Below are 11,786 nucleotides of genomic sequence, written 5' to 3'. Positions count from 1 at the left end.
GGTGCGACCTCGTGTCGCACGTAGACCACCCGCGCACACCCAAAGGCCCGCGCCAGCGCGGCGCGCTGGGGACCGTTCGGGTACAGACGGAAGCTGTACCGAAGCTGCATACGAACAAGCGTACTACCATCGGTTCACAGATGCATACGAACGGTCACAACCGGCCGGCACTACGTTTTCGTTCCGCACGCGCACTTGGTTTTCGTGACGACGTACCGGCACGCGGTGTGCTCCGAGCTCCACCTGCACCGCATGGAGGAGATCATGCGATCGGTGCGCGCAGACTTCGAGGTCGAACCGGTGGAGTTCAACGGTGAGGACGACCATGTGCATCTACTGGTGACCTTCCCGCCCAAAGTCGCGGTCTCCACACCGGTCAACAGCCGCAAAAGGGGTGTCCTCGCGCCGGTTGCGCCAGGAGTTCCCCGAGCTTGTCCGACACTACCGGCGGGCCACGCGACTCTGGTCGGGCTCCTCCTTCGCCGGTTCGGTGGGCGGGGCCCCGTTGACCGTGCCGCGCCAGTACATCGAACAGCGGGAGCGTCCGCAGTGAAGGTGCGCCGGACCGCCTAACGGCGGTTCAGCTTTCCCTGCCCCGCTACGCGGAAAGGTCGGCCTCACCTCCGCCGTAAACGGCGAAGCACTACCGACGAACCTGGTCGCCATACGCGACTCCAAACACCCCCACCTCGGGCACCTCAGCATCCCCAGCACCGAATGGACGACCCTCCTCGGCACGCTCCGCGCTGAGGAACTGTAGACGGCGCACCACTACAGGGCTGCCCCGGCCTGACAGCCCTTGCGGTGCGTTCCCTCATCTGGGAAGCCGGCCATGTTCCCGGTGATGGGTCTCCCCGGCTTCCGGAAACGGATGGCGTCGCGTCATCCTGCCGCCGTGACGGGCACGGCGCTTCCGGTTCAGCGGTTTCCGCTCCAGATGACGCGGTCGGCGAAGCCTCCTCGCTCCTCGGCCTTGGAGCGGCGGATCTTTTCGAGTTTTTCCTCGTCGATCCCCAGATCGTGGGCGAGGGCGTGGATCACCTCTAAAATATCGGCCAGCTCCTCGGGGGCTCGGTCCTCCTTCGCGGCGAGGAACTCCGCCACTTCCTCGCTCAGCTTCTCCCGCAATCTGTGCCGGTACTCCTGCGGGCCAGCGGTATGCGTGACCGGATTCCCACCTTCACTGCGAATGATGTGGGGAATCCGGTCACGCACCAGCTTGCCCCTTTTCCGTTTTCCTAGTCCTCCCGACCGCACGACCAGCCGCACAGCGTCCCTCCTCGGCTTGCGTCAACGGCGCCACATTCTAGAAAGAGCGGGGCGACCGGCAGGAGCGAATGGCTCGATTCACGGAAAGCACGCCAGGACACGCTTCCCGTGGACGTGACGGCCGGTGGGGCGTCGGGAGGTTCCGGCGCCCCACCGGGCTCGCTCGGGCCGTCTGGGGCTCGGTCAGGCCGCGAGGCGCTGTGGGGCCTCGGCGGGTTCCAGGGCGAGGTTCAAGACCTCGCGGACGTCGCTGACCGGGTGGACGGTCAGCTCGCGCAGCACGTGCTCGGGCACGTCGTCGAGGTCGGGCTCGTTGCGGGCGGGGATGAGCACCGTGGTGACGCCGGCGCGGTGGGCGGCCAGCAGCTTCTGCTTGACCCCGCCGATGGGCAGCACCCGGCCCGTCAGCGACACCTCACCGGTCATGCCCACGTCCGAACGCGCCATCCGCCCCGACAGCAGCGACGCCAGCGCGGTGGTCATGGTCACCCCGGCGCTGGGGCCGTCCTTGGGGATCGCCCCGGCCGGGACGTGCAGGTGCACGCCGCGGTCCTTGAGGTCGCCCACGGGCAGCTCCAGCTCCGCGCCGCGCGAGCGCAGGTAGGAGAGCGCGATCTGGGCCGACTCCTTCATCACGTCGCCGAGCTGGCCGGTCAGCGTCAACCCGCCGGCGCCCGACTCGGCGTCGGCCAGCGAGGCTTCCACGAACAGCACCTCGCCGCCGGTCCCGGTGACCGCCAGCCCCGTGGCCACTCCGGGCACCGCCGTGCGCTCGGCGGTCTCGGGTGTGTGGCGGGGCCGGCCGATGTAGCCGGTGAGGTCGTCGCCACCCACCGCCACCGGCAGCTCGCGCTCCCCGCGCGCCAGCGACGCCGCGATCTTGCGCAGCACGCGCGCGATCGAGCGCTCCAGGGCACGCACCCCGGCCTCGCGGGTGTACTCGGCGGCCATGCGGCGCAGCGCCTCGTCGTCGAGGCTGACCTCGCCCGGCCGCAGCCCGGCCTTTTCCAACTGGCGCGGCAGCAGGTGGTCGCGGGCGATGGTGACCTTCTCGTCCTCGGTGTAGCCGTCGAGCTCCACCAGCTCCATACGGTCCAGCAGCGCGGGCGGGATGGTCTCCACCGTGTTGGCGGTGGCCAGGAACACCACGTCGGACAGGTCGAGGTCGACCTCCAGGTAGTGGTCGCGGAAGGTGTGGTTCTGCGCCGGGTCGAGCACCTCCAGCAGCGCGGAGGTGGGGTCGCCCCGGAAGTCGCTGCCGACCTTGTCGACCTCGTCGAGCAGCACCACCGGGTTCATCGTGCCGGCCTCCCGGATGGCGCGCACGATCCGGCCCGGCAGCGCGCCCACGTAGGTGCGGCGGTGGCCGCGGATCTCGGCCTCGTCGCGCACCCCGCCCAGCGCCACGCGGGTGAACGAGCGTCCCATGGCGCGCGCGACCGACTCGCCCAGCGAGGTCTTGCCCACGCCGGGCGGGCCGACCAGGGCCAGCACGGCGCCGCTGCGGCGCCCGCCGACCACGCCCATGCCCTGCTCCTCGCGGCGCTTGCGCACCGCCAGGTACTCGATGATGCGGTCCTTGACGTCGTCGAGGCCGGTGTGGTCGGCGTCGAGGACCTGCTGGGCGCCGCTGACGTCGTAGGCGTCCTCGGTGCGTTCGTTCCAGGGCATGTCGAGGATGGTGTCGAGCCAGGTGCGAATCCAGCCCACCTCGGGTGAGGAGTCGCCGGCGCGCTCCAGCTTGTCGACCTCCTCCAGCGCGGCCTTGCGGACGTGCTCGGGCAGGTCGGCGGCCTCCACGCGCTCGCGGTAGTCCTCCTCCTCGCTGCCCGGCTTGCCCGACAGCTCGTTGAGCTCCTTGCGGATGGCCTCCATCTGGCGGCGCAGCAGGAACTCGCGCTGCTGCTTGTCGACGCCTTCTTGGACGTCCTGGTTGATCGTCTCGGTCACGTCGAGTTCGGCGAGGTACTCGCGCGTCCACTCGATGAGCTTGGTCAGGCGCTCGGAGACGTCGTAGGTCTGAAGCAGCTCCAGCTTCTGGGCGACCTTGAGGAAGGGGGAGTAGCCGCCGCGGTCGGCCAGCGTCGCGGGATCGTCGACCTGCTGAATCCCGTCGATGAGCTGCCATGCGCCACGCTTGTGCAGGTAGCTGGTGAGCAGGGTCTTGTACTCGCGGGCCTGCTCTTGGACCCTGCCGGGCCAGCCCCCCTCGGGAGCGGTGTCCTCGTGGGGTGTGGCCACGACCCACAGGGCCGCGCCGGGTCCGGTGGCGCCGCTTCCCACGCGCGCCCGCGCGACACCGCGCAGCACGGCGGCGGGTTCGCCGCCAGAGGTGCGGCCGACCTGTTCGACGGTGGCCACTGTTCCCATCTCGGCATAAGAGCCGTCGACGCGCGGCACGATGAGCACGCGCGGCTTGGGCGCAGAGCGCACGCCGGGCGCCTTGGCTGCGGTGTCGTTACCGGCACGGGCGGCGTCCACGGCGGTACGGACTTCTTGTTCGGAGATGTCCACCGGCACGACCATGCCGGGAAGAACGACGTCGTCATCGAGCGGCAGGACGGGCAACGTCACGTCGGACTGCGTCTCAGTCATCAGACCCTCCTTATTGAGTCACTCAGACTCAATAAAAAAGAGCCCGGTTTTCTTCCCCTGTGGGGTTTCGCCGTGAGCGATCGCCGGGCCGGAGTCGTATCAGTGCTGGTCTGTGCCGTACCGCAACACCGCGACGCGGGGAGTTGTTCCGGCCTGCGGGCGGGGCACGGGACGGTTCGCCGTGGGCTTAGGTTCTGTTTTTGAACGGCTGGGCCGTGGGCCGTGGGGAGTGTTCTCCGTTCGCTCGTGCCTCGATCGCTTCGCGATCTCGGCAGCCCGCGGGGCATGAGGCTGCATGATCGTCACGAGGGGCACCAGGCGGCCATCCTCGCTGTGACCAGAGCGCCATGGGGCGCCGCGGCCGATACGAAGGGCCGGGTGCCGAGGGAGGGCGCGATGTCCGGGAGTGCTCAGGGGCGCCGTCAACTCGCCAGACCACAGCGGTAGGCGATGACGACGAACCGGTCGCGGTCGCGAGCTTGCAGCTCGACCACGGCCCGACTCACGTGGCTGCGCGCGGTTGCAGACGATGCCGCCCCGTGCGGCGGTTGCGAGGAAATTGCCGCCTACCGCCGGCCGGGTGAGCGACTGGCCGCCGAACAGGCCCAGGTAGGCGGGCATCGAGCAGGTCCGACGGCGACGGCGGGACCGGCATCCACAGCGGCTCCCCCGGCACCCCGGGGGCCGGGGTCACCCTCCGCCGTGCAGGGCGGCGCGGGCGGCGTCCAGCGTGGTGGTGCGGTAGGCCGCGCCGAACAGGCACACGTGCACCAGCAGCGGGTGCAACTGGTGCAGCGGGATGCGGGCGCGCCATCCCGAGGCCAGCGGCGCCGCCTCGTTGTAGGCGTCGCGCACCCGGTCGAGGTAGGGCAGGCCGAACAGGGCGAGCATGGCCAGGTCGGCCTCGCGGTGGCCGCCGTGGGCGGCCGGGTCGATGACGACGGCCCCCTCGTCTTGCCACAGCACGTTGCCGCTCCACAGGTCCCCATGGATGCGGGCCGGCGCCTCCGGTGGCCCGGCCAACTCTTCGACAGCGTCGACGACCTTCTCGACCAGCCGGACGTCGCCGGGGGTGAGCGCTCCCCGATCGGCTGCCTTACGCAGGTAGGGGGCGAGCCGCTGTTCGGCGTAGAAGCGCGGCCACTCTTGGGCGGGCGTGTTGTCCAGCGGCAGCGGGCCGATGAAACCGTCCCAACTGGCGCCGAACGTCTCGGCTCCGGCCAGGTGCATCGCCGCCAACTGGTGGCCGAAGCTAGCCGCCGCGTGGGGGGTGGGCTCGCGCTGCTCCACCCATGAGGTGACGAGGGTGCGGGTGTCCCAACCCACGACCTCGGGAACGGGCGAGCCGAAGGAGCGCCCGAGCCAGTCCAGGCCCAGCGCTTCAGCGCGGAACACGCCAGTCAGGTGCGCTGAACCGCGCCCGCTGGGCACGGCCTTGACGAACAGCGCCCGGCCGTCGTCAAGGACGGCGCGGTGGAGGTGCCACTCATGGCTGGCGCCCAACGAGGTGGTGGAGTCGACCTCGCGGCCGGTCAACTCCGCGACGCGCTCGGCAACGGATTCCATGACGGCCCCTTAGTCCGCAGCCAGCAGCATGGCCAGTTCGCCGGTCAGGCCCTTACTCGCGCTTTCGATCATGGTGAGAACAGTGGTGAAGCCGTCGTCACCGCCGTAGTAAGGATCGGGGACTTCGGGGTGGAGGCCGGTGCCGGGCGCGAAGGAGCGGAACAGCCGCAGTCGGGTGCGCGCAGCCTCCTCGTCGGGGGCGAGGCGGCTAAGGTCGGCGAGGTTGTCGGTGTCCATAGCCAAGACGAGGTCACGCTCGGCGAACCAGGCGGGCTGGAACACGCGCGCCACATGTTCGGTGGGATAGCCGTGGACGCGCAGTGTGGCGGCGGCACGCTCGTCCATACCGGAGCCGATATGCCAATTCCCGGTGCCGGCGCTGTCGAGGACGACGGCCTCCCCTAGGCCGGCGCGTTCCAGGTCGGTACGCAGGACCTGTTCCGCCATAGGGGAACGGCAGATGTTGCCCAAGCAGACGAGGCAGATACGGTAAGGGCCAAGTGGATCGCGAGGTTCCGGCACGCTCATGCGCACAACCGTAACCCACTTTGCGCGATCGATCATGGCCCCCTGATTACGCGGGAAACGGCGTGGCGCCCGGAATTGCCCGGTTATGGCCACTCCTCGACAACGTGGGGAAAACGGCGAGGCAGGCTTGGGGCGCGGGCGTTGGAATGCGTGAAGGCGCTGAGAGAGAGCGAACCGGCTGCTGGCCGCGGCCGGTGTGGCCGTCGGAGGCAACCGTGGCAGTGGGGGCCGGCCGCCGCGGCCCCACTGGTCAGCCTCGGGGCAGGCGTACGACGGTGACGAAGAAGTCGTCGATTTGGCGAACGACCTTGATGAACTGGTCGAAGTCGACGGGCTTGGCGACGTAGGCGTTGGCGTGCAGCCGGTAGCTGCGCAGTATGTCCTCCTCAGCTTCAGAGGTCGTCAACACCACGATGGGGATGTGGGCGAGGGCATCGTCCTTCTTAACCTCTTCGAGGACCTCCCGGCCGTCCTTGCGGGGCAGGTTGAGGTCGAGCAAGATGAGGTGCGGGCGTGGGGCGTTGGTGTACTCGCCTTCCCGGCGCAGGAACCGCAGCGCCTCGACACCGTCGGAGACCACGTGCAGGCGGTTGCCCACCTTGTGTTCCTCGAAGGCTTCCTTGGTCATGAGAACATCGCCGGGGTCGTCCTCGACCAGCAGCACCTCTATGGGTTGCACCATCATGACCTCGCTCAATTTCTCATACCTTCGTCTCTTTCGGAGTCGGGAGGCTGGGCGTGGTCCTGCCCGTGCCCTTCGCCGGTCTCCTCTGTGGTGTCGCTGGCGGTACCGTCGCCGGGGTCGGCTTCGACTGGCAGCGACCAGCAGATCCGTGTGCCGACAATTTCCGGTTCGATATCGAGCCAGATTCGTCCGCCGTGAAACTCCACGATCTTCTTGCACATGGCTAGGCCGATACCGGTGCCGCCGTACTTGTCGCGCGTGTGGAGCCGCTGGAAGATCACGAAGACGCGCTCTGCGTACTGGGGTTCGATACCGATCCCATTATCGGCACAGCAGAAGACCCACTCATCGTCGCGCTCTTCGACACTGATGTAGACGCGGGGCGCCTCGTCCCCACGGAACTTGATCGCGTTGTTGATCAGGTTGAAAAACACCTGCGTCAGCAGGGTGCGGTCACCGTTGACCACAGGAAGCTCATCGCCGTTGACGACCGCTCCGACCTCTTCCAGCGCGGCGTCAAGGCTGCGCAGGGCGTCTTGGAGGGCCTCTTCTAGGTCCACGGGAGCGAAGTTCTTGGTGCGCCCGACGCGGGAGAAGGCCAGCAGGTCGCTGATGAGGGTCTGCATCCGTTTGGCGCCCTCAACGGCGAAGTCGATGTAGGAGTCGGCGCGTTCGTCAAGCTGACCGCGGTAGCGACGCTGGAGCAACTGGCAGAAGCTGGCGACCTTGCGTAGCGGCTCCTGGAGGTCGTGGGAGGCGACATAGGCGAACTGCTCCAGCTCCAAGTTGGAGCGGCGCAGCTCCTCGGTCTGGCGCTCCAACAGCTCCGACTGCTCCTGGAGGGTGCGCCGCGCCGAGCCGACTTCGTCGAGGTCGCTGACGATGCGCATGCGCATCGTGTCGACATCGCGGGCGACCTGCTGAAGCTCCGGGGCGCCCTCCACCTCGATGCGGTGGGTGTAGTAGCCGTCGGCGACCTGCTGGAGGTGGCGCCCCAACTCGTCGAGAGGGCGCAGCACCCAGTGCTGCAACATGATCCACAGGAAGACGCTGAGCACCACCATGACGGCTCCCACGAGCACCAGCAGCGCGATGAGCTGCTGGGTGGCTGTGGCCAGACCGTCTCGGGCCTGAGCCATCTCCAGGTCGATGCGCTGCTCGGCGTCGTTGGCCGCGGCCCGCAGGTCGTTGAAGCGTTCCCGCCCCAGCTCGTAGTCCTCGGCAGTGACCTCCTCTCCGTCTTCCACCTTGGCGAGGGTGGGGTTGGCGAAGTCCCGATGCCAGGCCTCGCCAGCGTTGAGGAGTTGTCGGATGTCGGAGTCGATCTCCTCGTTGTCACCGGCGACCTCGCGCAGCGTGGGCCGGCTGTCCTGCAACGTGGTGCGCCCCTGCTGGTAGGGCGAGAGGAACTCGACATCACCGGTGAGGGCGAAACCCCGCACCCCATTGTCCTGGTTGAGGTAAGCGGCCTTGGTCTGCTGTACGGCGCTTTGAGCGGGCGCAAGCTGGTCGACGATGCGCATCATGGCGTCGCGGGCTTCGAAGGCGGCCCCGGTGATCGTGGCGACCGAGGCGACCAGCACCACCCCCACGGTGGCGAGCAGCACCATCACCCTGCGCCGCAGCGACCACAGCCGCACGCGCGTGGAACGGCCGAAGCGGCCGAGCCGATCCATCCGCCCGGGCTGGTCGGCCGAACCGACGCGATGAGGCTGCTCACTCGGTTGGGAGCCGGTTGAGTGGCTCACTGAAGATCCTCATGGGTCAAAAGGAGCATGGCGACGTCGTCCTGCAACGGACCGCCGTTATAGCGTTCAGCCTCGTCAACCAGACGTTCGGGGAGATCGTTGATCGAGGTGCCCTCCGCGAGCACCGAACTGAGGATACGGCTGAGCCCCTCGACGCCTAGCCGCCGCGGAGTCTCGCCGTCGTAGGCGTCGACGAGCCCATCGGTGTAGAGCATGAGAGTGGAGCCTCGAGGGAACGAGAACTCCTCCACTGGTGGGTGGACGTCGGGAAACACGCCCAACGGCGGGCGCGGGGTGGCGCTCACTTCGGAAACGCCATCCTTGATGACCAACGGCGGCGGGTGACCGAACAGTCGGACCCGCGCGGTCTCGGTGCCGTTGTCGATGCTGACCTGGCACAAGGTGGCGTACTTCTCCTCTTGGGCACGTTCACTGACGAGTATGTCTTCCAACGCCGGCAGCAGCGCTTCCTCGGCGACTCCGCCCATGACCAGAGCGCGCCAGCCGATGCGCAGGCACACGCCCAAGGCGGCTTCGTCGGGTCCGTGACCGCTCACATCGCCGATGATGATGTGGGTAACGCCGTCCTTGTCCACCGCGTCGAAGAAATCACCACCCACCAGGGCCCGTTTCCGGCCGGGCCGGTAGAAGGACCGCGGGTTCAGCGGGGAGTGGTCGAGCAGCAACTGGGGCAGCAGGCCGCGCTCCAGCCGCAGGTTCTCCCGAGCGTACATCTCGGCTTCGCGCAACTGGCGGGCGTGCTCGTCGGAGCGGCGCCGCTGGATGGAATAACGCAGGCTCCGCGCCAACAGCGAACCGTCGACCTGGCCCTTGACCAGATAGTCCTGGGCACCGGTGGCCACCGCCTCGATACCCTCGTGTTCGTCGTCAAGTCCGGTGAGTACGACCACGGCGGCCGAACGCGCTGAGGTGAGTACCTCGCGCAGCAGCTCTATACCGCTGGCGTCGGGCAGGTTCAAATCGAGCAGCACGCAACCCCGGAAACCAGAGAAGTGCTTGCGGGCGTCCGCCAGCGTGGCAACCCAGGTGATGTTGGCATCGAGTGCGACCTCGTCGAGTAACTCCTCGACGAGGAAAGCGTCCTGGGCGTCATCCTCGATGAGCAGGATCTCTACGGGCTCGCCTGCTGAAGCGGGGGTTTCGGTCACCGTCTCGACGGAGTCACCGCCGACATGCGGGCGCGTCTCGGTGACGGCCGCGGGATCGTGCCCTGTTTTGCTGGTATCCACACATCGCCTCTACGTCGACCAGTCGTTCAGCGCTCAGCGGCGCCTCGCCTCGCTTCCCGGGGCACTCATGAGCCTCCTCAGGGTCCGTTGGTGCCGTACGTCACCAGAGCCCGCCTTCACCGAAGACCGGGGGAGCCCGCTCAGGGGGAGGCGCCGGCACGTGGCAGACTCACGGCAAGTCAAACGATGCCAAACAATAACCGTCCGCAATGTCATGTCGCCAGCGGGATTGCACGAGGGACGTTCGGTGTATGAATTCGGAACCTTCCCCTATAGCGGCGATGGTCGTGAAGCACCGAATTCCCAGGCAAGAATACCTGCTAGCCACGACAGCGCCAGAAAGGCGGGGCGCCCTCGACTCCGGCGGAGGCTGGCCCGACACGGATTCATAACGGATTGTGAACAGCACTGTGGCCCCGATCCCTCCGCACTCGACCATGGGCTCGTCACAACGCGCGGCCGAGAACCGAGAACACAGCGGCATCGCGCCGGCCCCATCGGTGAACATCGCCACTCCACAACACGACACGCCGATACCGGCCCCAATGCCCGCAACGGGCCATCGTGATACCCGGCCCCACAGGCCCCAGAGGACGTTGTTGTCGAAACGCGGCGCGCCCGGGGTAAATAGCGGAGAATACGGTGCGGGAAGGTGCTCGTTAGTCCGAAAGGACCCCGAAGGTGTCGCTCGCGCTGATCCTGACCGGTGCCGTGCTGGTAGCCATCGCAGCGTTCAACCGCGTCCCCCGCGTGGGGAGACGCCTCACCAACGCCCCCAGCACCCAGGTGTCCCCGTCACGGGGCGCTTCACGGGCCACTGCGACGCGCTCTCGAACCCCACCCCCGCCGCGCCTACACATGGCCCCGGCGCGCCTCACTGAGGCGGGACGCGCCACACTGACGACGCTGGGCGGCAGCATGCTCATCGTGGCGTTCTTCCTGACGCTGTCGAGCCTTTGAGGGATCGTTAGCTCGGCAGCACCCGACGCACGAGCGCGCGGGCCGCCACAGCGGCGGCGACGGTACCCGTCAGGGCCGCTGTGGCCGAGACCGCGCCCATGCGCAGCCATCGGGCCTTAGCCGCGGTGACGGCGGCCGTGCGCTGCTCAGGGGTGAATGGCCCAGTGCACATCTGAGGTTCGAGTTCCAACGGACGCCACAGGCTGGGCCAGCGACGCAGCGGGTGCGCGGGGGCCCCACGGAGACTGCCGCGCGACAACCGCGCCGCCAACGTGCCCGTCGGTAGGCGCGACTTGAGCCGTGCCTGCCCGGCAGGGCGGGGCGGCGGGGGCAGCGTCACCGGCCGCGGCCCCAGGAAGCGCAGTTCCCCGGGAGCGTTGGCGATCAGCTCGGCGAGCATCTGGGCACAGGCGCGGGCGTCACCCAACGCCGTATGCTGCCCGGTGGGCCAGCGTCCGTTGAGGGCGTGACAGGCGCGCGGCAGCGAATAGCGCCGCAGTTCGACTTGGGACCGCAGGGCGAGCAGTGTGCACAGCCCGACCGCGCCGGCCGGCAGGCCGGCGGGGACGAACTCCGCGGCCAGGAACCGCTCCTCGAAGTCGAGGTTGTGCCCCACGACCACTGCCCCCGAGAACAGTTCGGTGAGGTCGCCCACAAGGTCGGCCGCAGTCGGGGCTCCAATGACGTCGCCGCCGGCGATACCGTGGAACTGTTGTCCGGTGACGGGGACGCGGGGATCGACCAAAGTGGTGAACTCGCGCACCACAGTGCCGTCGCCGCGCATGCGCACCACCGCGATCTCGCACACGCGGGCTCCCTCGGCCGGTTGCAGACCGGTGGTCTCGACATCGAGCACCGCGTATTCGAGATCGCGCGCCCGGACACCCCACCGAGACCTGGTCAAGGTCCCCTGAAGGAGTGCGCGCCGGCCAGCGCGGCCATCGTCCAGCACGTCGTGGTCCCCTGTCCGTCGGATTCACCCCCGCCGGCCTCGGCAGGAGCCAGGCGGCCTCTCCCTGCAACCACATAAGGGTGCTCTCGCGGAAGGGCCAACTCACGACCCTACCCGCTGGCAGCGACACGACCCGCGTAAACACACACTGGCCGGGTGCACGGTGCCAACTCTCGGGGCAGGCGGATACGGCTGTGCCGGGTGGCTCTCCCACCGCCGAGCGGTCTTCCGCG

At 68.4% G+C, this 11,786-nt stretch carries 10 protein-coding genes and 3 pseudogenes; 3 read left to right on the top strand and 10 right to left on the bottom strand.

The features are described 5' to 3' along the window. On the bottom strand, positions 1 to 110 hold a 110-nt coding region (locus tag ABD848_RS22875), incomplete at its 3' end, for a helix-turn-helix domain-containing protein (protein WP_344975792.1). Between the two features lie 34 nt (positions 111 to 144). Here ABD848_RS22875 and tnpA point away from each other — a divergent pair. Both tnpA and ABD848_RS22865 read left to right on the top strand, forming a co-directional pair. Continuing rightward, positions 145 to 553, top strand: a pseudogene (gene tnpA / locus ABD848_RS22870) (IS200/IS605 family transposase). Between the two features lie 99 nt (positions 554 to 652). Beyond that, a pseudogene (locus ABD848_RS22865) lies at positions 653 to 760 on the top strand (DUF397 domain-containing protein); the annotation flags it as partial. Between the two features lie 158 nt (positions 761 to 918). Here ABD848_RS22865 and ABD848_RS22860 read toward each other — a convergent pair. From ABD848_RS22860 to ABD848_RS22825, 8 genes and pseudogenes are all read right to left on the bottom strand, one after another. Beyond that, positions 919 to 1,269 carry a nucleoside triphosphate pyrophosphohydrolase gene (locus ABD848_RS22860; protein ID WP_344976475.1) on the bottom strand — a complete coding sequence of 117 codons (351 nt, stop codon included), beginning with the start codon at positions 1,267 to 1,269 and terminating at the stop codon, positions 919 to 921. A gap of 183 nt (positions 1,270 to 1,452) precedes the next feature. Then, on the bottom strand, positions 1,453 to 3,864 hold the full coding sequence (gene lon / locus ABD848_RS22855) for an endopeptidase La (RefSeq protein WP_344976472.1): 2,412 nt from the start codon (positions 3,862 to 3,864) through the stop codon (positions 1,453 to 1,455). A 422-nt stretch (positions 3,865 to 4,286) separates the two neighbouring features. Next, positions 4,287 to 4,394, bottom strand: a pseudogene (locus ABD848_RS22850) (DNA-binding response regulator); the annotation flags it as partial. A 160-nt stretch (positions 4,395 to 4,554) separates the two neighbouring features. Next, positions 4,555 to 5,430: a fructosamine kinase family protein gene (locus tag ABD848_RS22845; protein WP_344976469.1), complete on the bottom strand. Its 876-nt coding sequence runs from the start codon at positions 5,428 to 5,430 to the stop codon at positions 4,555 to 4,557. 9 nt (positions 5,431 to 5,439) lie between these two features. Then, positions 5,440 to 5,958: a low molecular weight protein-tyrosine-phosphatase gene (locus tag ABD848_RS22840; protein ID WP_344976466.1), complete on the bottom strand. Its 519-nt coding sequence runs from the start codon at positions 5,956 to 5,958 to the stop codon at positions 5,440 to 5,442. Between the two features lie 250 nt (positions 5,959 to 6,208). Continuing rightward, positions 6,209 to 6,643 (bottom strand): response regulator, encoded by a 435-nt coding sequence (locus ABD848_RS22835; protein ID WP_344976486.1) that lies wholly within the window; start codon positions 6,641 to 6,643, stop codon positions 6,209 to 6,211. Between the two features lie 8 nt (positions 6,644 to 6,651). Then, positions 6,652 to 8,319: a sensor histidine kinase gene (locus tag ABD848_RS22830; protein WP_344976483.1), complete on the bottom strand. Its 1,668-nt coding sequence runs from the start codon at positions 8,317 to 8,319 to the stop codon at positions 6,652 to 6,654. 68 nt (positions 8,320 to 8,387) lie between these two features. Continuing rightward, positions 8,388 to 9,641 carry a PP2C family protein-serine/threonine phosphatase gene (locus tag ABD848_RS22825; RefSeq protein ID WP_425567662.1) on the bottom strand — a complete coding sequence of 418 codons (1,254 nt, stop codon included), beginning with the start codon at positions 9,639 to 9,641 and terminating at the stop codon, positions 8,388 to 8,390. 681 nt (positions 9,642 to 10,322) lie between these two features. On the opposite strand from ABD848_RS22825, the gene ABD848_RS22820 reads away from it, so the two are divergent. Next, positions 10,323 to 10,601, top strand: a complete 279-nt coding sequence (locus tag ABD848_RS22820; protein WP_344976463.1) for a hypothetical protein — start codon at positions 10,323 to 10,325, stop codon at positions 10,599 to 10,601. Positions 10,602 to 10,608: 7 nt separating this feature from the next. Here the strand turns inward: ABD848_RS22820 and ABD848_RS22815 are convergent, their stop codons facing one another. Next, positions 10,609 to 11,505 carry a 3'-5' exonuclease gene (locus tag ABD848_RS22815; RefSeq protein WP_344976460.1) on the bottom strand — a complete coding sequence of 299 codons (897 nt, stop codon included), beginning with the start codon at positions 11,503 to 11,505 and terminating at the stop codon, positions 10,609 to 10,611. Positions 11,506 to 11,786: the final 281 nt, after the last annotated feature.

Origin of the sequence: Salinactinospora qingdaonensis, assembly GCF_039539445.1 — a bacterium.
GTDB classification, from domain to species: domain Bacteria; phylum Actinomycetota; class Actinomycetes; order Streptosporangiales; family Streptosporangiaceae; genus Salinactinospora; species Salinactinospora qingdaonensis.
Note: the sequence above shows the minus strand (reverse complement) of the source record. Positions and strands in the feature narration are given on the sequence as shown.

Coding starts and splice junctions, on each gene's coding strand:
- ABD848_RS22830 (WP_344976483.1), bottom strand. CDS start 8,319: ATGGATCGGCTCGGCCGCTTCGGCCGTTCCACGCGCGTGCGGCTGTGG.
- ABD848_RS22835 (WP_344976486.1), bottom strand. CDS start 6,643: ATGATGGTGCAACCCATAGAGGTGCTGCTGGTCGAGGACGACCCCGGC.
- lon (WP_344976472.1), bottom strand. CDS start 3,864: ATGACTGAGACGCAGTCCGACGTGACGTTGCCCGTCCTGCCGCTCGAT.
- ABD848_RS22840 (WP_344976466.1), bottom strand. CDS start 5,958: ATGAGCGTGCCGGAACCTCGCGATCCACTTGGCCCTTACCGTATCTGC.
- ABD848_RS22845 (WP_344976469.1), bottom strand. CDS start 5,430: ATGGAATCCGTTGCCGAGCGCGTCGCGGAGTTGACCGGCCGCGAGGTC.